This is a genomic window from Streptomyces sp. AMJ-169, from assembly GCF_055597585.1.
The window spans coordinates 1-20,743 of record NZ_JBVLTJ010000022.1 but is presented as its reverse complement, the minus strand read 5'-3'; the positions used below and the strand labels follow the sequence as shown (position 1 = coordinate 20,743).

Sequence of the window (20,743 nt, the reverse complement as noted above, 5' to 3'; positions counted from 1 at the left end):
GGGAGTTCGATGGCCGTTGCGTGGGTCGGCCCGCTGTACTGGACCAGTGGGCTGGGGGACACCGCCGCCTTCATCCCCGCGGGCGGCGGAACGGTCCGGGGGGCGGGCTCCGCCTCCCGGGCCGCACGAGGGCGCGGGGAGGCGCGGTTCGTGTACGGAGCGTGTGCGCGGCGAGATCGCCGGCCGCTTCGACGAAGGCCGTCCGTCCGGTATTTGGCCGAAAATCACCCCTGTGTCCCGCCGGGTGATCACGCCTCCGACCATGGAAATCAAGGGCGCGCGGGGCGTCCGGGGGGAGCGTACAGGGGGCGCATTAACGACGGGGAGCGGGGGCGCGCGCGGGCGGCCGGCCGAGCGGCCCGGGGGTGCGGGTCCTGGAGGTTCGCCGGCAACTGTCGTCCGTCACGCGCGCGTTCTTCGTGGCAGCATGGGGATCCGGTTCGTAAGGTGCACCGGTTGTCCACAGCCCGTGGAGGCGTCGATGCGGTGGTTGGTGGGTTGGAGCAGCGCCGCCGCGAGATCGGCCGCCGGCTACCACGACCCGTACAGCGGCTACGACGGCGGCGGCGCCGTGGGGCTCGACGGCGAGGTCGTCCAGCCGGTCGGCTCGCAGCTCCTGTGGGGTGACCCCGACCCGCTCTGGGCGGTCGGCGACTGGCGCCCCGACGAGGTCCGCGTGGTCCGCGCGGACGAGCGCACCCGGATCGCCGTACTCGGTCTCTGCGGCGCCTCCGACGAGCAGCTGAGGACCGGCCTGCTGGCCGCGCGCGGCGGCGCTCTGCGGCATCTGACGGCCTGGCCGGGCAGTTACACGGCGATCGTCCAGGTCGACCGGCGCATCACGGTGTGCGGCGATCTCGCGGGCGCGCGCCCGGTGTTCCACACCCCCTGGGCCGGCGGCACGGCGTACGCGACCGCCGCGCTCCCCCTGGCCGACCTCGCCGAGTCCAACCTCGACTTCGGCCACCTGGCGGCCCTGCTGGCGGCCCCCGACGTACCGGCCGCCCTCCTGGACTCCACCCCCTACGACGGCGTGCGCCGGATCCCTCCCGGGCACGCGCTCATCCTGCGCGCGGGCGCGCGTGAGGTGGCGGGCTACGAGCCGGTGGCGTCCCTGGCCGTCGCCGCCGTCCCGACGGACCCCGAACTGGCCGTGGAAGGCGTACGGGACGCGCTGGTCGAGGCCGTACGCGCGCGCCTGTCCGCGCCCCGGCACGTCCCCGGCGCCGACATCGACCCCGGTCCCGTCCCCGGGATGGGCCCGGCGGAACGTCGTGCCGCGCGCGGGATGCCGGTCCCCGGGATCGGCGCGGACCTGTCGGGCGGCCCGGCGTCCGGAACCCTGGCCCTGCTCGCGGCGGGCCTGCCCGGGATGCCCGGTACGGTCCTGGGCCACGGCACCGGCGCGGGCGAGCGGCTGCTGGCGGTGACCTTCAACGACCTTGCGGCGGGCGGCTTCACGGAGGAGCTGGAGCGGGCCGGCGAGCTGGCCGCCAACCCCCGCCTCCACCACGTCGTGGTGACCGGCGCCGAGGACCTCCTGCCCTACGCGGACCTGGACGGCCCTCTGACGGACGAACCCGCCGCCGGCCTGGTCTCGGCCGCCCGCCACCGTGCGAGGCTCGCAGCGGGCAGCGCAGACCACTTCACGGGGCACGGGGCGCGGCAGGTCCTCGACGCCCACCCGGCGCGCCTGGCCGACCTGTTGATGGACCGCAAGCGGCGCCACTTGGTGCGCCCCGTCGCCGCGCTCACCCGCGCGGACGGCTCGGTGCTCGTCCCCGCGCGCGTGTACGGCGCCGCCCGGCGGCTGTCCCGCACGCCCTATGGCGCAGGCGTCGAAGCCCTGGCCGACCGCCTGCTGTCCCGCCGTTTCGACGACACCGGGGGCGCCGTAGGAGCCTCCCTCGCCGCGCTGACCTGGGCGGCTCCCGGGCCCGCCGCCCGCTGGCTGACCGGGGAGGCGCTGGCCGAGGTGTCCGTCCGGCTTCAGTCCGCGCGCGTGGGGGTGGCCGCCGGGCCTGGGCAGCGGCCCGGTGATTACCGCGCGCGGGCGGCACTTGCACGATATTCAGCTGATCACCGTGTGTTGGAGCAGGCCTCCGAGATCCGCTTCCAGCGCCTGCATGCACCTTTTTTGGACAACCAGGTGGTGCGGGCTTGCCGTGCGCTGCCCGAGACGCTCCGGGTGCTGCCGGGGGCGCGGGCGGTGATTCTGCGGAAGGTGCTGAAGGCGTCCGGGGTGGCGGACCTTCCGCCCGGCTGGGGCACTCCCACACCGGGCTCGGCGACGCGGACGGCCCGCGCGGGGCTGCGCGTCGCGACCTCCAGCGTCCTGTCCCTGTTCGAGACGCCGCTGCTCGCCGAGGCGGGTTTGGTGGAGGCGAGGGTGGTGCGGAAGGCGGTACGGGGGGCGGCTTCCGGCGAGCCGCTGCCGTTGGACGGGATCGCGGATCTGGTGGCGTTGGAGTTGTGGTTGCGGAGGTTGCTGGGGAGGAGGGGGACGTGCTGGACGGGGACGCCGGCGAGGGCGCGGGCGGTGCCGGCGGGGATCGCGCCGCGTAGGGGGGCGTTGTCTTCGGGGGGGTGAGGGGGTGGGGGTACGGGGTTTGAGCGGCGTCGGCCTGAAACTGGGTTGAGCTGTACGTCCGTTGCCGTTGCTCAGCCTTTGAGGAGACTCGATGTGGTCCAGCGTCATAGCCGTAGCCGGAACTCTCCTGGGCGGCCTTCTGGCGGGCCTGCTCCAGCAGCGTGGTGAGAAGGCGGCGCGGGCGGAGCGGCGGGCGGAGTCGTTGCGGGTGGCGTTGGGGGAGTTGGTGGCGGCGCTCGGCGATCACCGGCGGGCGCTGTGGCACCGGGAGGACCTGCGGCTGACGGGCGCCGACGAGGAGGCCCAGTCGGCGGCGAGGTCGGTCTCCCAGGCGACCCGTTCGGCACTGACGGCCCCGCTCGTCTCGGTCTCGGTCCTGGAACCGACGCTCGCACCGGCGGCCCGCCGTGCGGTGATGGCGGCGGTGGAACTACGGGACGTCCCGGACACGGGGACGCTGGCCGAGCGGCGGGCGGCGGCGATCACGGCGACGGATGAGCTGGTCGCGGCGGCGGGGAGGGTGTTGGCGTGAGGGGGGAGTTGCCGGGCGGGATGAGCCTGAACGAGGTCTGGTCGGACGGGGTACGCCTGGACGGGGTACGGCTGGACAGGGTGCCCTTGACGGGGTGCATCCGCCGCGACCCTCACAGCTGGCCTCGACCTCGGCCCCGGCTTTGACGCCCTGCCGCCACCCACCTCACCCCCCCCAAGGACCGGCATGACCGAATACCGAGCCTCCTACACCCCCACCCCCAACCAGCCACCCCCCACGATCACTTGGCGTGACCAGACCTGCCTGATCTGCGGGCACACGGACGTGCAATGGACCTGCCGCCTGACCCCCGTCCCCCCACCCACCCCCTTCGCCCTCCCCCACCGCGCCTACTTCTGCGCCCCCTGCCACACCCTCCTGGACGAACAGAACGACGACGCCCTGACCGACCGCTTCCGCTCCGGGTCCGGCGACTGGCCACCCCCCGAGCAACTGGCCCGCGCCCTCCGCGAGGCCATCACCGAGCCCCCCGTCCCCCGCGCCTGACCACCGCCCCTTCAGGGCCGTACGACCGCCGCGGCGAACGTCAGAACGGTGGCCGCCCATAAGGCGATCAGGGCGAGCGTGAGGAGGTTCTTCAAGGTGGCTTCAGGTGGTGGCAGTGGCAGGTGCAGATGAGGAAGTGGACGCCGGGGACGCCGGACTCGCGGGGGCGGGCGTCTTGGCAGTGGGCGTGGGTGTCGACGGCGCAGGAGACGGACGCGTAGGGAGGTTCGGGGCGGGGACGGTCCAAGTACGGCCGTACGAGCGGGGATTCGGCGCCGTCGATGGAGGCGAGGTCGACGGCGTGCGGGGCGCGGCGGATCGGCCGCGCCGCCAAACGCCAGTCCCCAAGGGCGTGTCGCGTCGCTCCAGCAGGCAACACCCGTACGAGCAGCCGCAGCAGCAGCCGGCGTAACCCGAACCTCACCGCCCCTCCTTGAGGTTGAGCACCGCCCACACGACCTTCCCCACCCCGTCCCGCGCCTTGACCCCCCACCTCTCGGCCAGCGCCTCCACCAGCACGAGCCCCCGCCCGTGCTCCTCGTCCGCCCCCGCATGCCTCAACTCGGGCAACTCGTCGCCCGCGTCCGCGACTTCGAGCCGCAGTTCGTTTTCGGTCAGCTCGAACTCGACGCGGATCTCCCGGCCCGGGAGGGCTTTGGCGTGGATGGCGTTGGTGGCGAGCTCGGAGAGCAACAGCTCTGCGGTGTCGGCGAGTTCACCGCAGATGCGCCAGCGGACGAGTTGGTGGTGGAGGGCAGTGCGGGCGCGGGGGACGCTGCGGCGGTGGCGGGGGTATTGGAGGGCGAGGGTTTGTGGGGGCATGGGTGGCTCCGGGGGTGGATGACGGAACGTCAAGGTGACTCGTTCGCACCTTGTGATGTGCGGTGAGTAGCCGGATTTAGAGTGCCCTGCACGAAGTCGAGTGCGCAACCGATCCCTTGGAACTTGTTCCAAGTTCCCCTGGAGCCGCTACTGTTCTGCCGACAACCCATGTATGGAGGGGGTACGCATGGCTGGAACGCGCCCGACTGTTCGACGGCGCCGGCTCGCTGTGTTGCTGGTCGAGTTCCGGGAGCGGGCGGGGAAGACCCCCGACGAGGCGGCGGAACGCATCGGCTGCCACCGAACAAAGATCAACCGCATCGAGAACGCCCGACTGGGCATCTCACTGGGGGAGTTGCGGGACCTGTTGAGGTTCTACGGCGTCGAAGACCCAGCCCGGGTCGAGGAGGTGGTGGCGCTCGCGCGGCGCGGCAAAGAGCCGGGCTGGGTGCAGCGCGTGGGGTTCTCGCGGCCGACGTACGCGGACTTCATCGACTATGAGCAGACGGCCGGCTACATCCGGTCGTTCCAAAGCACCGTGATCGCCGGTCTGTTGCAGACACCCGAGTACACGCGGGCGATCTTCGCCGCCTCTCCGGCCGTGTGGAAACCGGATGAGCTGGAGGTGATGGTCGAGGCGCGCATGAAGCGCCAGGAAATCCTGGAGCGCCCCAATCCTCCGAGGCTGTGCGTGATCCTGGGCGAGGCGGCCCTCCGGGTCGAGGTGGGCGGCCGTACGGCCATGCGCAAGCAACTGGAACACCTGGAGACGATGGCCGAGCACCCATCGGTTCAGATCCAGGTCGTCCCTGACCGGGCGGGCGCGTATGGAGCGCTGGGCACGCCGTTCGTTCTCTTCACGTTCCCCGGGCAGTTGTTCCCGGACGTCGTGTGCATCGAGCACCGCACAGGGATGCTCCATCTGGATGCCCCTGAAGAGACGGCGGATTACACACTCGTCTTCGATACGCTCAGATCAGCCGCTTTGGGCCAGGAAGACAGCCTGGACAGGATCGCTCGGGCACGGCAGGAGATGTAACAGCACATGGATCAGCGCTACATGAACACCCTTGGTCTTGAGACCGTGACTTGGCGCAAGAGCAGTTACAGCAACCAACTCGGCGACTGCCTGGAGATCGCCGACGGAGTCCCCGGTGCCCTGCCCGTCCGCGACAGCAAGAGCCCGGCCGGCAGCCACCTCCTCTTCAGCCCCGCCGCCTGGACGGCGTTCGTGGAAGGCGCCGCGTGGCGCAAGAGCACCTACAGCGGGTAAGCCGGCAATTGCCTGGAGGTCGCCGACGGAGTCCCCCTCCTCCTCCACACCCCCACCGCCTGGACCCCCTTCCTCACCGCCGTGAAGTCAGGCGAACTCCCCACCCCCTGAACGGAGTTCACCCGAGCTCCCTCCCAGCCAGAAGGCGGCCACCGACGGCTCACCGATCCCCTCGGTGGAGCCGTCGTGCGGCAGCAGCTCGGTCGGCGCGACATACCCCTCACCGGGTTCCAGACGGACCCGCAGGCAACGCAACGGGTGCCCCTCAGCGACGTACCGGCGTATGTCGTCGGTGTGGGGATACCGCCGCTCCAACTCCACCCCGGCGTACACCGCACGGCAGATCTCCTGGACGTCCCGCTCTCCGATGAGCAAGTAACGCGGGCCGGGGCCGAAGTTGAGGCACAGGCGTCGGCGGCCCCGGTGCCGTGCGGCGTACGGCAGGCGGTCGAAGTTGTCGACGTGCAGTCCGATGCGGCGGCCGGTGCCGGAGTCCTCGGTGGTGGTGGGCCGGCCGCCGGGGCTGACCACGCAGCCGAGGAGGGGAGTGCCCGCCGGGGCGAGGCGGGCGGCGGCTTCGAGGCGGCCCACCAGGTCGTCCGGGGCGAACTCCGGAAGCGGACGGCGTACGAGTTCGATCAGGCCGCCGTCGGCGCAGAACCGCCCGGCGTCGGTGAGGGGCGCCCAGCCGCCGTCGGGGACCAGCGCTCCGTCGTCGTAGCCAGGCTCGTCGGCGGTCTGCCGGACTCTCGCGACGGCGCACCGGCCGCGTACGTCGTCGAGCGTCCGGAACGACCGTTGTGGACTCATGCCGGGCTCCCGGATGGCTACTTGCCGGCGAGGTCCTCGCCGTAGGCGACGTCCAGCTCGGCCGCGAGCGCCTCGGCCAGTTGCGGCAACTGCCCCCGGTCGACGACCACTTGCCTCAGCGCGCCGAGCCCTCGCAGCCCGGACAGATCATTGCCCCGCAGATCCAGCCCCCGGTACCTGCCCCCGGAGAACTCGGTCAGCCGCAGATCGCAGCCGTCGAACGCCGCTCTGCTCAGGTCGGCTGTATCGAACACGGTCTCCCGGAGCGAGCAACGGGAGAAGAGCACGGGGCCGGTGGTCCGGACGCGGGCGAAGGTGCCGTAGTCGAGCTTGCAGTTCTCGAACAGGACGTCGTCGAAGGCGATGTCCTCCAGGACGGCGCCCATCAGCTTGCAGTCACGGAAGACCGTGCGGGTGACTTTGCTGTCGGACCAGTGCGGGGAGGACAGGTCGCAACTGGTGAACTCCACCGAGTCGACGCGGAGTTTCTCCAGGCGGGTGCGCGCGGCGCGGAGTCCGGTGACGCGGCCGTCGATGAGATGCGTGTCGGCCAGATCCAGGTCGCGCAGGTCCCCGTCGGCGTAGCGGAACTCCGAGACCCGGCCACGGCCGCCTTCGAGTGAGGTCACGCGGGACAGGTACAGCTCCTCCAGCGAGGGCAGGGTGACGCTCGTACGGCGGATCGTGCGGGTTCCCATGGGGGATGCCTTCCAGCGAGGTGGGGACGGCCGGGCTCAGTTCTTCTTGCTCCAGTTGTCCCATGTGGGCCGGTTGTCGAAGGGGGAAGGGCTCTTCTGCCAGTTGTCCCAGGTCGGCCGGTTGTCCCATGCCGCCGGCGTGGAGGTGATGTGAGCGGAGATCAAGTCCATCACGGCGGGCGCGTCGGACAGGGCCAGCCGGTCGAGGAGGGTCATACCGCCTTCTCCTTGGTCGCGAGGGTGGACAGGGCCCTGACCAGGGCCTGTCGGGAGACCCGGCAATAGGTGGTCTCCGTCGACTTCAGGCTGCCGTTCTCGAAGTACCGGTTGGCGGCCTGCGCGCCCCGGCAGAAGTCGAAGAACGCGCACTCGGCCCGGCAGTTCTCCAGGCCGGTGAGGAAGTCGCGGACGTAGCGGAGCCGGTGCGCCCCGGACAGGATCTCGGCCAGCGGGCGGTCGAGGATGTTGCCGGCGCGGAAGTCGTCGTAGGCCGGGTCGGCGGTGTCCGCGAGCTCCGGGGAGAGCAGCACCACGTCGCCGGTGACGGAGACGGTGGGGATCGGGTCGAGGCGTCGTCCGTCCCATTCGGCGTGCCGGCCGGTACGGATCAGGTGCAAGTACTCGGCGAGCCGCTCCAACTCCCGGATCCTCGGGCCGGTGGAGCGGGCGCGGACGAGGACACGGCGCCAGAACTCCTCGGCCTGCTCCGCAGTGGGGCCCCGCCGGTGGAGATTGGCGCCCTCGGTCTCCTCGAAGTTGAGACCGGCCGAGTGGCAGCCCAGCTCCGTCAGGAACTCCAGCAGCTTTTCCGGCCGGGTGACGGAATCGGCGGTGACGACGGAGATCACGGAGAACGGGACGCCGTGTTCGCGTAAGCGCCGGATACCACGCAGAATCCGGTCGGCGGCGGACTTGCCGCGCAGGTCGACGCGGTCGGTGCCCGTGACGGCCGGGCCGTCGACGCTCACCCCCACCCGGATGCCGTACGACGTCAGCAACGTGCACCAGGTGTCGCTGAGAAGAGTGGCGTTGGTCTGCACATAGTGGTGGACGAGGCCCGAGCGGCGCAATTCCTCGAAGGGGGTGAGCAGCGTCGTGAACTTCTGCGGGCCGACGGCGAGCGGCTCCCCGCCGTGCCAGACGATCCCGATAGGCGGGCCGTCGTCGGCGACGAGCCCGGCGACCGATGCCGCCAGTGCGGCGGCCACCTCCGGACGCATCTGGTCCTTCCGCTTCCGCGAGGGCAGGTAGCAGTAGCGGCAGTCGAGATTGCACCAGGTCGTGGGCTGGACGACCACCGTCCGCGGGGCCGCGAACCATCTGTCGTAGCAAGCACTCCAGTCGAAGGCGCGCATACGCGTCGCGATCCTCTCCCTCACCGAGCGGGTCCCCGCCCGCCACGCTACGGAGAGCGACCGCTCAACTCCCAGGAGATTGCACGAGGTTGCACACCGACTACCGCAGCCGGTCCAGCGCGTCACCGATCAGCGCCCGCGCCTTCGTCCCGTAGACGGCGAGCTCCGCCAGTTCCGCGAAGGTATCGGCGTACATGGCCACTTCGCTCGGCTGCGTGATCGTGAGGTACCCGGAGACCAGCTCGACGTTCACCTGCGCCGCGTCGTAGATCCAGAACCCTTCCACCGGCCAGCGGTCCCGGTCCGGCCGCAGCGGTACGACCCCCAGACTGACGTTGGGCCGCGCGGCCACGGCGATCAGCCGGCCGAGCTGCTCGGCCATGACCTCGGGGCCACCGGTCCCGGAGCGGATCACCGACTCCTCGACGAGGAACGCGAACCGCCGCTCCCCCTCGTACAGCACCCGCTGCCGCTCCATACGGGCCGCCACCGCCGCGGCCACGTCGTCCACGACCCCCCGCCGCCGCTGGATCGCGCGCAGCACCGCCGCCGTGTACGGCCGTGTCTGGATCATGCCGGGCACGAGCCAGGAGGAGTACGACCGGAAGCGCCGGGTCCGCCGGTACAGCGGCAGCCGTGCCTCCTGCGCCTGCCGCAGCCCGGCCCGTTCCATGCGCCGCCAGCTCACCCACATGCCTTCGGCCGTACGCAGCGACGCGACGAGATCCGCCACCCTGTCCTCCGCCCCGCACGCCCGGCACCACGCCCGGATGTCGTCGGCGGACGGCGGAGTGCGGGCGTTCATGATCCGGGAGGACTTGGACCGGCTCCATCCGCAGCGCTCGGCGAGCTCCGCCCCCGACAGTCCGGCGTCCCGGCAGAGATCCGCGAGCCGTACCGCGAGGGCCTGCCGTGCCTGCTGGGCACTGGACGACGGAGAGTCAGCCATGACGAGAGCTCGTCAGCCGGGCCGGTACTCCGCGTGCGGAACGGCCTGTGCCCAGGCTGCTTCGTACGCCCGCACGTACCGCGCGGCCAGCTCCGGGTCATGACAGACCTCCATCCCCGGACCCGTCCACCGGCCGTCCCCGTCGAAGTGATGCAGGATCACCGTCTCCTCGTCCATGACCCAGCCGTCCAGCGCCGGCAGGAGGAGGTCACGTGTCCTGGCCCGGGGCAGCCAGCGGACCTCCTCACCGGCCGCGACATTCGTGAACGTCCCGTCGTACTCGTACCGCACGTAATCGCTCAGCGGCTCGGAGACCACCCGGAGCCGCCGCATGGCCACACCCCGGCCGGTCGCCTCGGCGACCACATCCAGCCACGGCCGCCACCACGACCCACGGTCGGCCGGGTCGTACCGATACCCCTGCTGCCAGCGGACGAACGCGGGGTCGTCCCGCATGTAGCCGTCCCGCATCTCCAGATGCACCGCCGAGCTCCGCGCCTTGGCGAGGGCTTCACGTACCGCTGTTGCCATGCTCGGCCTCACTGTCCGGACGGGGGATGAACCGCAGCATGCCGGCGGGCAGCCGGATCACGGTCTCGTGCTCCGGGACGTCCGTCGAGTGACCTGGCACCGACCCGACCGCTTGCGCCGCGCGGACGGTCGCCTCGTCGGCCTTCCAGGACTGGATGATCAGATCGCCCGTGGTGTCGTCCAGCCAGATCGTGGGTGACCCGTCGTCCGGGGTGTTCGGCCAGATCCCGAGGAACTTCAGAGCCATCGTGCCCACCTCCACCGAGCCGGTCGCACAAGTTCGCATGAGCCTCGCGCACGAGGTGACGGAGCGTCAAGAGCGCGCGGAATCTGATCGGTTACAGGGCTCACCGCGGACAAGGATTCCCCCCGAGCAGCTCACCCGGAACACCCCCTCAGCCCGCACAACCGTCTCCCGGGCCGGCCCCTCCTCGACACCCAGCACATCACTGGCGGCGGCCCGCCAGAGATCCTCCGACTCCCGCTTGTCGGTGCGGCTGTTGGTGGAGACGACCGCGAGGCCGTCGTACGCGAGCACCCGCCCGAGCTCCCGTACTCCGCGACGACGGCCCCGCCGAGGTGGCCGAGAATGCCGGGGGAGATGTCCATGGGCAGCACGGCCAGATGCCGCCCCGTGCCGTACGCCTTGGTGGCGAGGAGAGCGCGGTCGGTGACCAAAAGGTCCCGCTCGGGCTGCGCAGTCATCGTGGCTCCATGGGGTCGCCGGCGAGAGCGGGCTGACGGGTCACCTCGTGGATGCGCTCGCGGAGATCGACCGCTGACTGTGTGCCACGGTACGGCTCACTGCCGAGAAGCGCGCCCAGGCCGCTGGTACCCGTATCCAGCTGAAGGATTTCACCACCGACCCGTGCCCTGACCCTGGCAGCCCTGTCCGCCCCGTGACCGAGTGGCCGACCGCCACGCGAGAGACCTTCGCCCCGTTCGCCACGGCGCTGGCCGCTGACGGCCTGGCTTCCTCCATACCCGGATGCGGGCCGGCGAGTGCGGCCCGGTACTGGCCGCCGCCGTGGAGAACCGTGTCGTCGGCGCGATCGGTCCCATGGAAGTACGCCCCGACGCGATCGGCCGTCCCCGGCTCATGCCCCAGTACTTCGCAGTCCTGCCCGAGTCGAGAGGGCAGGGGCTGGGCCGCCTTCTGTGGCGGGCCGCGATGTGCTGGGGCCAATCCCACGGCGCCGCCTACCAGCTTCTCCAGACCGAGGCCGGCGGTTCTTCCGACAAGCTGTGCCAGGCGGAATGCCTGATCTCTCTCGGCTTCAGCCACACCACATAGGTGTAGCCCCTTGGGGGCGCTCTGCGCCACAGCCGTCCTTCACCCACCCCCTGGCGGCTTCCGATGCCTCCCTCTCCCCGGCCCGAGCCCCGGCCCCGGAGGAGGCGCAGTTTCCGCACGCTCCGGTGCCGCCGGAAACAGAACCCCCTTGGCCGCGGCCAGATCCGCCGCGAACCCGTACACCTCCCAGGCATGTCCGTTCCACCGCTCGATCACCCGAGGCGCCGAGGGAGCCACATGCGCTCCCTTCGGCCCGCCCCCGGGGACGACAGGCACGGCCCGCAGCCGCCCGACCTTCGCGTCCCGCCGCTCGGCCCACTCCTCCAACGGCTCATCGCACATCCCGCAACCCCCTCAAGAACAAAGGAACTTCGACTCCGCCCAATCCGCCAGCACCAGCCCATCGAAATCCCCGTACGGCTCCACGACCAGCCGTACCGTCCTCCGCCCCCGCAGATCCACATGCACCGGCACCCCCGGCTCCCCGCCCCGCACCCACCCCGACCGCCAGACCCGCTCCCCGTCCGCGTACACCGAGAAGGAGACCTGCCCGAGCTTGAGGGTCGTGTCGTCGATGCCGGCCACCGCGTCGTACGACGTACAGGTCCGGTTCAGATCGATCGTGACCGAGGAGGAACCGCGTACGGTCACCCCGCGCGCGTACCGCTGGTCCGCGATGGAGAGGCCGTCCCGCTGCCAGACCCAGCCGCTCTCCCCGAACCGGATCTCGGGCCCGGTCCCGTCACCGTTGATGTTGAAGGCCAACTCGTCGAGGGGGTACGGGGTGGCGGGCGCCGGGGTGGGTGAGGGGGACGGGGTGGGCGTGGGCGAAGGGGTCGGAGTCGGCTCCACACTCGGCGTCGGCCTCGGCGGCACCACCACCGGCTTCTTCGAAGGCGAAGGCGAAGGCGACGGTGGCGGCGTAGGACTCGGACTCGGCGTCACCTCCACACCCGGCGCAGGCGTAGGCGTAGGTTCCTCCCGCACCACCGGCGCCGAAGAAGCCGGCCGAGCCACCGGCGGCTTCGCCGGCGTCCCGTTCCCCGACAGCGCCCACACCGCGGCGGCGGCAGCCGCGACGACGGCCCCGGCCGCGATCCCCGCCTTGGCCGGCGCCCCCAGCCCCTCGGAAGCCGCCCCGGCCCCGGACGACCCGTTCGCCGCAGCCGCCGCCCCCCCGACCCCGGCCGCCCCGACCCCGACACCCCCGGCGATGAGCCCGGCGGCCTTGGCGTACCCCGCCGCCCCGAACCACCCGATGACCGCCAGCGGCACGACCGCCGGAATCCCCCCGGCGACCTCCTCGATCTGCAAAGCCGCCAGCCGGCACTTCGCGCACTCCTCCAGATGCTTGCGCACCCCCCGCTCGGCCCGCGTCCGCAGCCGCCGCCGGGCGTACGTGCCGAGCTGGTCGGCGTAGCGCGAGCACTCCTCGTCGGAGGTGAGCGTCGCGGAGACGTGCGCCTGGAGGTACGCCTGCTTCAGCCCCTCGCGCGCCCGCGACGCCAGCACCCGCGTGCCGTTCGCGTCGAGCCCGAACAGCGTGGCGACCTGGCTGGGCGACTCGTCCTCGACCTCGGTGTGCCAGAGCACCGCCTGCCACCGCTCGGGCAGCGAACGGAACGCCCGCATGGCCATGGACCGCTCGGCCTCGTGCATGGCGCGCACGTCGGCGCCGAGTTCGAGGGTGTCGTCGTCGGCGACCTCGTACGACGACCGGCCGGCCTGCGCCGCGAACACCGCGAAGTCGTCGACGAGCTGCTCCCGCTTGGCCGACTGCGTCCAGTGCGCGGCCACCCGCCGCACCGAGGTCAGCAGATACGCGCGGACCGCGTACTCCGGCCCCGACCCGCCCCGCACGGCCTGGAGCATCCGCGCGAACACCTCGGCGGTGAGATCGTCGGCCGTGTGCCCGTCCCGGCAGCAGGTACGCGCGTACCGGCGCACGGCGTCGGCGTGCCGCCGGTACAGCTCCTCGTACGCCGAGTCCTCCCCGGCCCGCATCCGCGCGATGAGATCGGCGTCGGAGGGCGGGGCGTCCCGCAGGGGAGGGAGCACGTCACCGTCGTCCCGGGGTTCGCGCTGAGGAGGGACGCTGCCGTCGGAGCCGGGGACACCGGACCCCTCGGAGCCGCCGGACCCGGAGAGACCAGGGGAACCGGAGGCACCAGAACCCCCCCGCCCGCCCTGACTCGGCACCTGCGGAGCGGTCATCCCGCCCGCCTCCGTGTCACCGTCACCCAGTGACCCGTCCCGCCCGTCAACGCTCATCGCGGAAAGCCCTCGCCGCCAGCAGCCCGTCCAGTCCCGAACACCGGGTCAGAGTGCCACACCGAGTTTCGGCCCGACCCCCACGTACGGGACGTTCCACCCGTCCGTGGGGACCTGCCTTTACGGCCGCCGGGACCGGGGAAGCCTCAACTGACGGCCCCCTCAGTCCAGTTGCCCGCGAGTGAACGCCGAACGGCACCCCGGGGCCGAACACCTGACCCCGGCTTCACCCGGAACCCGGGGTCACCCCAGAAGGCGACCCCGGTCAGCGAACCGGTGCGCGAAACCTCCGGCGGACGGCGCCGAAAGCCCCGTGACCCGCCGCTACACCCCCGAAGAAGGCCGCGACCGCAGCCCCTCCAGCAGGATGTCCAGCAACCGCGCCGACGCCGCCGCCTGCTGCGCCGGATCCGGCAGCGAGGGCGCCGCCGTCGCGATGACCAGCAGGACGTCGGCCACGGACACGTCCGCCCGCAGCTCACCGGCCGCCCGCGCCCGGTCGACGAGCTGCCCGACGACGTCGAGCAGCGCCGCCGCCCCGGGGTCGTCGACGACCGAGACCGCCGGCTCCTCCGGGACGATCCGCAGCTCACCGATGCCCGGCTGGCTCCGCTGCTGCGGCACCCGCGCCTCGTCCCCGGCCGGCTCCTCGTCCTCCGCGACCCCCACCCGCAGCACCTGCGGCGGCAGCAGCCGGCCGGCGCCGGAGGCGACCGACGTGCGCAGGAAGCGGGACAGGGCCGACCACGGCTCCTCCTCCTGACCGAGGGCCGTACGCGCCTGGTCGGTGAGCCGGGAGGTCTCCTCCTCGGCTATCCGCCGGACCAGGACGTCCTTGCTGGGGAAGCGCCGGTAGACGGTGCCGACGCCGACCCGCGCGCGGCGCGCGACGTCCTCCATCGGCGCGCCGTAACCCAGCTCGCCGAACACCTCCCGCGCCGCCCGCAGCACGTGTTCCAGATTGCGCTGTGCGTCCACGCGCAGCGGCGTCGTCCGCGAGGCGTCCCCACGCCCGCCGCCCGCCGCCGCGCTCATCAGGCCACCGCCCGTCAGGGCAGTCGCCGTCGACCATTGAGAGTCCTGAATGTGCATGAATGATCCCCCGGTAAATGTCGTCTCCCCCCGGAGACTTTCCCCGCAATTGAATGCCGGGGCGCGTGGAACTTCAGGCGGTGGTCCGTCCCGGCGTGTCGGGTCCGGGCGGCCCATCGCCTGCTACACCCCGTCGTCACACGAACATAGTTGAGGGGCGGTCAATTCAGAAGAGGCACGTTCCGCGCAGCCCGCCCCCCGATCGGAGTACGCGGCGCGCACACCCCCCGAGTACCCCCCGAAACACCCCGGCGCACACCCTCTGACCTGCGCACCCAAGACATATGGCGCCGATCCGGCCAACCTTCCGCACACCGGATCGCCAGTCACACAAATTGCCGGGCCTGTGGACAAACTCCGGCGCCGGGTGCGTCATGGGATGGTGAAGGAACGTGCGCGCATTCTCGTTGTCGGCGGCGGCTACGTCGGGATGTACACGGCACTGCGCCTCCAGCGGAACTTGAAAAGGGAACTACAGCGTGGGGGCATCGAGATCACCGTCGTCACGCCCGATCCGTACATGACCTACCAGCCGTTCCTCCCCGAGGCGGCGGCCGGTTCGCTCTCCCCGCGCCACGTCGTCGTCCCCCTGCGCCGCGTCCTGCCGCGCTGCCACGTCCTCGTCGGCGAGGTCACCTCCCTCACCCACGCCAAGCGCACCGCGACCCTCACCACCCTCGCCACCGAGGACGAGGGCACCGGCCCCGCGCAGCTGTCGTACGACCAGGTCGTCCTCGCCCCCGGCGCCGTCGCGCGCATCCTGCCGGTGCCCGGGCTCGCCGAGCACGCCGTCGGATTCCGGTCCGTCGAGGAGGCCATCCGGCTGCGCAACCACGTCATCGAACAGATGGACATCGCCTCCTCCACCCGAGACCCCGCCGTCCGCGCCGCCGCCCTCACCTTCGTGTTCGTCGGCGGCGGCTACGCGGGCGTCGAGGCCCTCGGCGAACTGGAGGACATGGCCCGCTACGCCGCGCGGTACTACCACAACGTCACCCCGGACGACATGAAGTGGATCCTCGTCGAGGCCGCCGACCGCGTCCTGCCCGAGGTCGGCCCCGAACTCGCCCGCTACACGGTCAGCGAACTGCGCCGCCGGGGCGTCGACGTGCGCCTCTCCACCCGCCTGGAGTCCTGCGCCCACCGCGTCGCCGCCCTCAGCGACGGCTCCCGCCACCCCGCGCGGACGATCGTCTGGACCGCCGGAGTCCGCCCGCACCCCCTGCTCGCCGCGACCGACCTCCCCCTCACCGACTCCGGACGGTTGCCCTGCACCGCCGAACTGACGGTCCGGGGCACCACGCGCGCGTGGGCCGCCGGTGACGCCGCCGCCGTCCCCGACGTGACCTCCGCCGACCCCGGCGCCCTCACCGCGCCCAACGCCCAGCACGCCCTGCGCCAGGCGAGAGTCCTCGGCGACAACCTCGCCCGCGCCCTCAAAGGACAGCCGCTGAAGCCGTACGCCCACCGGTACGCCGGTTCGGTCGCCACCCTGGGCTTCCACAAAGGCGTCGCGCACATCTACGGGCGGCGGCTCAAGGGGTACCCGGCGTGGCTCGTCCACCGCGCCTACCACTTCAGCCGCGTCCCCACCCTCAACCGCAAGGCCCGCGTCCTCGCGGAATGGACCCTCTCCGGCCTCTTCACCCGAGAGATCGTCTCCCTGGGCTCCCTCGAACACCCCCGGGCGGAGTTCGAACGCGCGGCGGGCGACCCACCCCCCGACCCCGCCGGAGGTTCCCGCCGGGGTGAAGACAACCCGAAGGGGTAGTCCTCACACCGTCCAGGAACTCCACGCGACCGCCCGGCGTCTGACGAATACCGGCCCCGGTGCCCGCACTGCCACACTGTCCGCCCGACGACCCCCCGACCGCCCTCCCACCCGAGCCCCTCTTCTCTCCCGAGCCCCTTCACCGCCCCCGAGCCCGCCCCCGCACAGGGCGCGGCCACCCCGCGTACGGCCGCCCCGGAGCCGGCCGACGACTACACGAGGCAAGGATTCGTGAACTTCACGCGCTGGAGCGCCCGGCTCCCCGGAACGCAGCGTCGCGCCGCCGCGCGGGCCGAGCACCCGGTCACCACCACCGACCGGCGGAGCGAAGGCTCCGTCCCGGCTGCCCGCGCCGAACCCCTCACCGACGAGCCGCCCCCGACCCCGGCCGTCGACGCCCTCCCCGTCCGGGAGGTCCTCGACCGCGTCCCCGCCCTGGTCGCCCTCGTCCACGGCCCGGACCACCGCCTCGCCTACGTCAACGACGCCTACGCCCAGGCCTTCGGCGCCCGCCCGCCCGGCGAACCCGCCGCCGTCGCCCTCCCCGAACTCGACGAACTCGGCCTCCTCCCCCTCCTCGACCAGGCCCTGCGCAGCGGAAAACCCCGCACGCTGAAGTCCCGCAAGGCCCCCGACGGCCGCTCCTACACCTTCACCTGCACCCCGGTCACCGAGGAGGAGGGCGAGAAAGACGCCGTCCTCATCTTCGCCACCGACGTCACCGACCACGCCGAGGCCGCCGAACGGCTGCGCACCAGCGAGCGCCGCCAGCGCGAGACCGCCGTCACCCTCCAGCGCTCCCTCCTCCCGCAAGACCTCGAACAACCCGACGACCTGCGCATCTCCGCCGTCTACCACCCCGGCGGCACCGAAGCGGCCGTCGGCGGCGACTGGTACGACGTCATCACCCTCGGCGGCGGCCGGACCGCCCTCGTCATCGGCGACGTCATGGGCCGGGGCGTGCGCGCCGCCGCCGTCATGGGCCAGCTGCGCACCGCCGTCCGCGCGTACGCCCGCCTCGACCTCCCGCCGCACGAGGTGCTCCAGCTCCTCGACGGCCTCGCCGCCGAGATCGACCCCAACCAGATCGCCACCTGCGTCTACGCCGTCCACGACCCCAACGAGGGCCGCCTCGTCTACGCCTCCGCCGGCCACCTCCCGATCCTCGTGCGCGACGAGAGCGGGCAGGTCCAGCGCGCCCCCGAACCCACCGGCCCCCCGCTCGGCACCGGCGGCTGGATGCACGCCTCCACCTCCATCGCCCTGAGCCCCGGCTCCACGGCCGTCCTCTACACCGACGGCCTGGTCGAACGCCGCGACGCCGACCTCGACGAGGGCATCGCCGCCCTCGAACAGGCCCTCGCCGGCGCCACCGGCACCCCCCAGGTCATCTGCGACCGCCTGGTCCGCTCGGCGGGCGTGACAGCCGATCACGACGACGACGTCGCCGTCCTCGTCCTCCAGCACCCCAGCCGCAGCGGCCCCGAGAGCGAGCTCTTCCGCAACGCGGCCCTGGAACTCCTCGGCGGCGTCGAAGCGGCCCCGCGCGCGCGGGCGTTCGCGTCCGGCGTCCTCACCAGCTGGCGCTTCCCCCCGGACCTCCACGACCACGGGGTCCTCGCGGCCAGCGAACTGGTCGCCAACTCCCTCCAGCACGGCACACCCCCGATGCGCCTGCGCCTGCGCCGCACCGACCGCCGCCTGATCATCGAGGTCACCGACGGAGACGACCACCTCCCGCGCCGCCGCCAGGCCGAACCCGCCGACGAGTCCGGCCGGGGCATCGCCATCGTCGCCACCATCGCCACCAGCTGGGGCTGCCGCCGCACCCCCGGCGGCGGCAAGGCCGTCTGGTGCGAGTTCGAACTACCGGTGAACTAGCGACACTTGGGCCCCCTGGGACCCGTAGATATATGAGAAGGGGGCCATCCCGTACGGGACGGCCCCCTTGCTTCCGCCCCGGCCCTCAGACCTGCGCCGGCTCGGCGGCGACCCCACCCCGGGCCACCACCCGCTGCCGCGCCACCCACGGCTGATCCTGCACCACCGACAACTCCCGCCCCATCCGCAACGCCAGCCACGTGATCCCCAGCGAGAACACGAAGAACGTCACGATGTACGGCGCGTGCAGCGCGGCCCCCATCGGCCCGCCCACCGCCGGACCGACCGCCAGCGCCAGCTGCTTCACCAGCGCGAAAGCCGAGTTGTACTGCCCGGCCAGCCCGCTCGGCGCCAGATCCGCGACCAGCGGCGCGACCGTCGGCGACAACATCGCCTCCCCCAGCCCGAACAGCGCGTACGTCGACACGAACGCCGCCGTCGCCATCGCCTGACTCGCGTGCCCGAGCCCGGCGTACCCGGCGACACCCCAGGCCACGGCCCAGATCAGCCCCACGGCCGCGATCACCCGCGACCGCCGCCGCCGCTCCACGAACCGCAGCACCGCGAACTGCGCCACGACGATCATCGCGGTGTTCGCCGCCAGCGCCGAGCCCAGCGTCGACGGCGAGATCCCGGCCGCCTCCACGCCGTACGCGCTCAGCCCCGACTCGAACTGCCCGTAGCAGGCGAAGAACAGCACGAAACCGAGCACGCACAGCTGCACCATCGCCCGGTTGCCGGCCAGCTGCTTCCAGCTGCCCCGGCCGGAGGGCGCGGCCCCGACCTGCGGGGCGTGCGGCACCCGGACCGTCGTCATGACCACGGCCAGCAGCAGGAACATCGCCGCCTCGATCGAGAACAGCAGCGTGAAGGAGGAGGCCTTCGAGGTGTCGACCAGATGCCCGCCGATCAGCCCGCCCACGCCGAGCGCGAGGTTCTGGAGGAAGAACTGCATGGCGAAGGCGCGCGACCGGGTCTCGGACGTCGAGCAGTCCACGATCATCGTCGCCAGCGCCGGCTGCATCACGGCCTGCCCCGCGCCGAGGACGACGGCGGCGGCCAGCACCGCGCTCGCGTTCCCCGCGACCCCGAGCCCGAACGCTCCCACGGCGGCGGCGACCAGGGCGGCGAGCAGCACCGGAAGCGGGCCGCGCCGCACGATCGCCCGGCCGGCGAACGGCAGCACGATCAGCGCGGCCACCGCGAACACGGCGAGCACCAGCCCCGCCGTCACCGCACCGAGCCCCCGCACCTGCGCCACGTAGACGTACAGATAGGGGACGGTGAAGCCGAGCCCGAACGCGCTGAGTGCGTTGCCCACGTGAATCCGGCGCATCGCGGCGCCCTTCGCCCTGGTCACGTTCACCTCTCTAGGTAGTTGTGCCGCCCACTGGTTGTGCGGTCCAGCACTTAGAACAGAAGACTTCGAAGATAAATTTCGAAGCTAAACGCTACACGTCGAAGAAGTTAAACGCGAACGAGGGCGTGCCATACTGACGGCCATGGCCGACACCCCCGGCACCCCAGCCCCCGGCGGCGAGCCGACGCTCGACGAGCAGATCGCCGCCTACCAGCGAGAGTTCCGGGACCTGGACCCCCAGGTCGAGCAGATCGTCGCGGCCCTCTCCCGCCTCAACCGCCGCATGAACGTCGCGTACGGCCGCCAGACCGCCGCCCTCGGCATCTCCAACGCCGAGTGGGAGGTCCTCAAGGCCCTCGTCCTCTCCGGCGCCCCCTACCAGCTGGGCCCCGGCGAACTCGCCAAGCGCCTCGGCCTCACCCCGGCCGCGATGACCCACCGCATCGACCGCATGGTCACGGAGGGGTACGTCACCCGGGAGCGCGACGAGTCCAACCGCGTCCGCGTCATCGTCGAGCTGACCCCCGAGGGCCGCGAGAAGTGGCTGGAGGCGATGCGGCTCGCGTCGGTCTTCGAGGAGGACCTGCTCCAGGACCTCACGGCGCAGGAGCGGACGTCCCTGGGCGCGGTGCTGACGCGGCTGCTACGCCGGGTGGAGCACGCTCAGCCGGATGCCGGCGGCCGTCTCAGCGATCTTGACTAAAAGATCTTGACAGGAGCGGCTTGACAGGGATCTGGCCGATCCGTAAGGTTCTTCGAGTTGCCACGGGGCCGTAACGGTTCTCCGGTAGCACTCCCGCCGCGCGAGCGGCACTCACACATCAGCACGATCACTCCTGACGGAGCTGAATTCGGCATGTCCGCATGCTCGAATTCAATTCGATAGGGACTCGGCCCCCGATTTGGGAATCACCGAGCGGATCCGCTAAGGTTTGAGACGTCGGAACGGCCCAACGGGCCAGGAAGACAAACCCGCTGACTGGGAATCAGACGCCGAAAGGATCTGA

At 72.0% G+C, this 20,743-nt stretch carries 22 protein-coding genes; 9 read left to right on the top strand and 13 right to left on the bottom strand.

Features of this window, described 5'->3' with window-relative positions:
• Positions 1 to 481: 481 nt before the first annotated feature.
• The 3 genes from ACYUD3_RS35505 (at position 482) to ACYUD3_RS35495 (ending at position 3,629) form a co-directional block, all read left to right on the top strand.
• Positions 482 to 2,590 carry an asparagine synthase-related protein gene (locus tag ACYUD3_RS35505; RefSeq protein WP_470979585.1) on the top strand — a complete coding sequence of 703 codons (2,109 nt, stop codon included), beginning with the start codon at positions 482 to 484 and terminating at the stop codon, positions 2,588 to 2,590.
• Between the two features lie 91 nt (positions 2,591 to 2,681).
• Positions 2,682 to 3,122, top strand: a complete 441-nt coding sequence (locus ACYUD3_RS35500; RefSeq protein WP_470979582.1) for a protein kilB — start codon at positions 2,682 to 2,684, stop codon at positions 3,120 to 3,122.
• Between the two features lie 186 nt (positions 3,123 to 3,308).
• The gene (locus tag ACYUD3_RS35495; RefSeq protein WP_470979580.1) at positions 3,309 to 3,629 is read left to right on the top strand and encodes a hypothetical protein; all 321 of its coding nucleotides are present in this window, start codon (positions 3,309 to 3,311) and stop codon (positions 3,627 to 3,629) included.
• A 91-nt stretch (positions 3,630 to 3,720) separates the two neighbouring features.
• On the opposite strand, the gene ACYUD3_RS35490 is transcribed toward ACYUD3_RS35495, so the two are convergent.
• Complete coding sequence (locus ACYUD3_RS35490; RefSeq protein WP_470979577.1) at positions 3,721 to 4,053, bottom strand: hypothetical protein; 333 nt, start codon at positions 4,051 to 4,053, stop codon at positions 3,721 to 3,723.
• On the bottom strand, positions 4,050 to 4,451 hold the full coding sequence (locus tag ACYUD3_RS35485) for an ATP-binding protein (protein WP_470979574.1): 402 nt from the start codon (positions 4,449 to 4,451) through the stop codon (positions 4,050 to 4,052). The genes ACYUD3_RS35490 and ACYUD3_RS35485 overlap by 4 nt, the downstream gene beginning before the upstream one ends.
• Positions 4,452 to 4,638: 187 nt before the next feature.
• Between ACYUD3_RS35485 and ACYUD3_RS35480 the strand changes: the two genes are divergently transcribed.
• Both ACYUD3_RS35480 and ACYUD3_RS35475 read left to right on the top strand, forming a co-directional pair.
• Positions 4,639 to 5,490, top strand: a complete 852-nt coding sequence (locus tag ACYUD3_RS35480; RefSeq protein ID WP_470979571.1) for a helix-turn-helix domain-containing protein — start codon at positions 4,639 to 4,641, stop codon at positions 5,488 to 5,490.
• Between the two features lie 6 nt (positions 5,491 to 5,496).
• On the top strand, positions 5,497 to 5,724 hold the full coding sequence (locus ACYUD3_RS35475) for a DUF397 domain-containing protein (RefSeq protein ID WP_470979568.1): 228 nt from the start codon (positions 5,497 to 5,499) through the stop codon (positions 5,722 to 5,724).
• Positions 5,725 to 5,811: 87 nt separating this feature from the next.
• On the opposite strand, the gene ACYUD3_RS35470 is transcribed toward ACYUD3_RS35475, so the two are convergent.
• The 7 genes from ACYUD3_RS35470 to ACYUD3_RS35440 all read right to left on the bottom strand — a co-directional run bounded on the left by ACYUD3_RS35470 (position 5,812) and on the right by ACYUD3_RS35440 (position 10,314).
• The gene (locus tag ACYUD3_RS35470; protein WP_470979565.1) at positions 5,812 to 6,534 is read right to left on the bottom strand and encodes a hypothetical protein; all 723 of its coding nucleotides are present in this window, start codon (positions 6,532 to 6,534) and stop codon (positions 5,812 to 5,814) included.
• A gap of 17 nt (positions 6,535 to 6,551) precedes the next feature.
• On the bottom strand, positions 6,552 to 7,232 hold the full coding sequence (locus ACYUD3_RS35465) for a pentapeptide repeat-containing protein (protein ID WP_470979564.1): 681 nt from the start codon (positions 7,230 to 7,232) through the stop codon (positions 6,552 to 6,554).
• Positions 7,233 to 7,268: 36 nt separating this feature from the next.
• Positions 7,269 to 7,448 carry a multiple cyclophane-containing RiPP AmcA gene (gene amcA / locus ACYUD3_RS35460; RefSeq protein ID WP_470979561.1) on the bottom strand — a complete coding sequence of 60 codons (180 nt, stop codon included), beginning with the start codon at positions 7,446 to 7,448 and terminating at the stop codon, positions 7,269 to 7,271.
• Complete coding sequence (gene amcB, locus ACYUD3_RS35455; RefSeq protein WP_470979558.1) at positions 7,445 to 8,587, bottom strand: cyclophane-forming radical SAM peptide maturase AmcB; 1,143 nt, start codon at positions 8,585 to 8,587, stop codon at positions 7,445 to 7,447. The genes amcA and amcB overlap by 4 nt, the downstream gene beginning before the upstream one ends.
• A 100-nt stretch (positions 8,588 to 8,687) precedes the next feature.
• On the bottom strand, positions 8,688 to 9,536 hold the full coding sequence (locus tag ACYUD3_RS35450; protein WP_470979555.1) for a helix-turn-helix domain-containing protein: 849 nt from the start codon (positions 9,534 to 9,536) through the stop codon (positions 8,688 to 8,690).
• A 12-nt stretch (positions 9,537 to 9,548) separates the two neighbouring features.
• Positions 9,549 to 10,067: a DUF6879 family protein gene (locus ACYUD3_RS35445; RefSeq protein WP_470979553.1), complete on the bottom strand. Its 519-nt coding sequence runs from the start codon at positions 10,065 to 10,067 to the stop codon at positions 9,549 to 9,551.
• Positions 10,048 to 10,314 carry a hypothetical protein gene (locus ACYUD3_RS35440; protein ID WP_470979551.1) on the bottom strand — a complete coding sequence of 89 codons (267 nt, stop codon included), beginning with the start codon at positions 10,312 to 10,314 and terminating at the stop codon, positions 10,048 to 10,050. Before ACYUD3_RS35440 ends, ACYUD3_RS35445 begins: the two co-directional genes overlap by 20 nt.
• Positions 10,315 to 11,055: 741 nt before the next feature.
• Here ACYUD3_RS35440 and ACYUD3_RS35435 point away from each other — a divergent pair.
• A complete protein-coding gene (locus ACYUD3_RS35435; RefSeq protein ID WP_470979548.1) occupies positions 11,056 to 11,361 on the top strand; it encodes a GNAT family N-acetyltransferase in 306 nt (101 codons plus the stop codon).
• A 39-nt stretch (positions 11,362 to 11,400) separates the two neighbouring features.
• Here the strand turns inward: ACYUD3_RS35435 and ACYUD3_RS35430 are convergent, their stop codons facing one another.
• The 3 genes from ACYUD3_RS35430 to ACYUD3_RS35420 all read right to left on the bottom strand — a co-directional run bounded on the left by ACYUD3_RS35430 (position 11,401) and on the right by ACYUD3_RS35420 (position 14,724).
• The gene (locus ACYUD3_RS35430; protein WP_470979545.1) at positions 11,401 to 11,703 is read right to left on the bottom strand and encodes a DUF6087 family protein; all 303 of its coding nucleotides are present in this window, start codon (positions 11,701 to 11,703) and stop codon (positions 11,401 to 11,403) included.
• A gap of 12 nt (positions 11,704 to 11,715) precedes the next feature.
• On the bottom strand, positions 11,716 to 13,632 hold the full coding sequence (locus tag ACYUD3_RS35425; RefSeq protein ID WP_470979543.1) for a sigma-70 family RNA polymerase sigma factor: 1,917 nt from the start codon (positions 13,630 to 13,632) through the stop codon (positions 11,716 to 11,718).
• A 324-nt stretch (positions 13,633 to 13,956) separates the two neighbouring features.
• On the bottom strand, positions 13,957 to 14,724 hold the full coding sequence (locus ACYUD3_RS35420) for a TetR/AcrR family transcriptional regulator (protein WP_470979540.1): 768 nt from the start codon (positions 14,722 to 14,724) through the stop codon (positions 13,957 to 13,959).
• Between the two features lie 379 nt (positions 14,725 to 15,103).
• Between ACYUD3_RS35420 and ACYUD3_RS35415 the strand changes: the two genes are divergently transcribed.
• The gene (locus ACYUD3_RS35415) at positions 15,104 to 16,495 is read left to right on the top strand and encodes an NAD(P)/FAD-dependent oxidoreductase (RefSeq protein ID WP_470979537.1); all 1,392 of its coding nucleotides are present in this window, start codon (positions 15,104 to 15,106) and stop codon (positions 16,493 to 16,495) included.
• A gap of 231 nt (positions 16,496 to 16,726) precedes the next feature.
• On the top strand, positions 16,727 to 18,376 hold the full coding sequence (locus ACYUD3_RS35410) for an ATP-binding SpoIIE family protein phosphatase (protein ID WP_470979535.1): 1,650 nt from the start codon (positions 16,727 to 16,729) through the stop codon (positions 18,374 to 18,376).
• Positions 18,377 to 18,461: 85 nt separating this feature from the next.
• Here the strand turns inward: ACYUD3_RS35410 and ACYUD3_RS35405 are convergent, their stop codons facing one another.
• Positions 18,462 to 19,736 (bottom strand): MFS transporter, encoded by a 1,275-nt coding sequence (locus ACYUD3_RS35405; RefSeq protein WP_470979533.1) that lies wholly within the window; start codon positions 19,734 to 19,736, stop codon positions 18,462 to 18,464.
• A gap of 142 nt (positions 19,737 to 19,878) precedes the next feature.
• On the opposite strand from ACYUD3_RS35405, the gene ACYUD3_RS35400 reads away from it, so the two are divergent.
• Positions 19,879 to 20,439: a MarR family winged helix-turn-helix transcriptional regulator gene (locus ACYUD3_RS35400; protein ID WP_470979530.1), complete on the top strand. Its 561-nt coding sequence runs from the start codon at positions 19,879 to 19,881 to the stop codon at positions 20,437 to 20,439.
• Positions 20,440 to 20,743 lie beyond the last annotated feature (304 nt).

Excerpts from the sequence above, each read along its gene's own strand:
- ACYUD3_RS35470 (WP_470979565.1), bottom strand. The coding sequence starts at position 6,534 with ATGAGTCCACAACGGTCGTTCCGGACGCTCGACGACGTACGCGGCCGG.
- ACYUD3_RS35480 (WP_470979571.1), top strand. The coding sequence starts at position 4,639 with ATGGCTGGAACGCGCCCGACTGTTCGACGGCGCCGGCTCGCTGTGTTG.
- ACYUD3_RS35430 (WP_470979545.1), bottom strand. The coding sequence starts at position 11,703 with ATGTGCGATGAGCCGTTGGAGGAGTGGGCCGAGCGGCGGGACGCGAAG.
- ACYUD3_RS35485 (WP_470979574.1), bottom strand. The coding sequence starts at position 4,451 with ATGCCCCCACAAACCCTCGCCCTCCAATACCCCCGCCACCGCCGCAGC.
- ACYUD3_RS35400 (WP_470979530.1), top strand. The coding sequence starts at position 19,879 with ATGGCCGACACCCCCGGCACCCCAGCCCCCGGCGGCGAGCCGACGCTC.
- ACYUD3_RS35495 (WP_470979580.1), top strand. The coding sequence starts at position 3,309 with ATGACCGAATACCGAGCCTCCTACACCCCCACCCCCAACCAGCCACCC.
- ACYUD3_RS35450 (WP_470979555.1), bottom strand. The coding sequence starts at position 9,536 with ATGGCTGACTCTCCGTCGTCCAGTGCCCAGCAGGCACGGCAGGCCCTC.
- amcB (WP_470979558.1), bottom strand. The coding sequence starts at position 8,587 with ATGCGCGCCTTCGACTGGAGTGCTTGCTACGACAGATGGTTCGCGGCC.
- ACYUD3_RS35505 (WP_470979585.1), top strand. The coding sequence starts at position 482 with ATGCGGTGGTTGGTGGGTTGGAGCAGCGCCGCCGCGAGATCGGCCGCC.
- ACYUD3_RS35420 (WP_470979540.1), bottom strand. The coding sequence starts at position 14,724 with ATGCACATTCAGGACTCTCAATGGTCGACGGCGACTGCCCTGACGGGC.
- ACYUD3_RS35425 (WP_470979543.1), bottom strand. The coding sequence starts at position 13,632 with ATGAGCGTTGACGGGCGGGACGGGTCACTGGGTGACGGTGACACGGAG.
- ACYUD3_RS35435 (WP_470979548.1), top strand. The coding sequence starts at position 11,056 with ATGCGGGCCGGCGAGTGCGGCCCGGTACTGGCCGCCGCCGTGGAGAAC.
- ACYUD3_RS35475 (WP_470979568.1), top strand. The coding sequence starts at position 5,497 with ATGGATCAGCGCTACATGAACACCCTTGGTCTTGAGACCGTGACTTGG.
- ACYUD3_RS35440 (WP_470979551.1), bottom strand. The coding sequence starts at position 10,314 with ATGGCTCTGAAGTTCCTCGGGATCTGGCCGAACACCCCGGACGACGGG.
- amcA (WP_470979561.1), bottom strand. The coding sequence starts at position 7,448 with ATGACCCTCCTCGACCGGCTGGCCCTGTCCGACGCGCCCGCCGTGATG.
- ACYUD3_RS35465 (WP_470979564.1), bottom strand. The coding sequence starts at position 7,232 with ATGGGAACCCGCACGATCCGCCGTACGAGCGTCACCCTGCCCTCGCTG.
- ACYUD3_RS35445 (WP_470979553.1), bottom strand. The coding sequence starts at position 10,067 with ATGGCAACAGCGGTACGTGAAGCCCTCGCCAAGGCGCGGAGCTCGGCG.
- ACYUD3_RS35415 (WP_470979537.1), top strand. The coding sequence starts at position 15,104 with ATGGTGAAGGAACGTGCGCGCATTCTCGTTGTCGGCGGCGGCTACGTC.
- ACYUD3_RS35500 (WP_470979582.1), top strand. The coding sequence starts at position 2,682 with ATGTGGTCCAGCGTCATAGCCGTAGCCGGAACTCTCCTGGGCGGCCTT.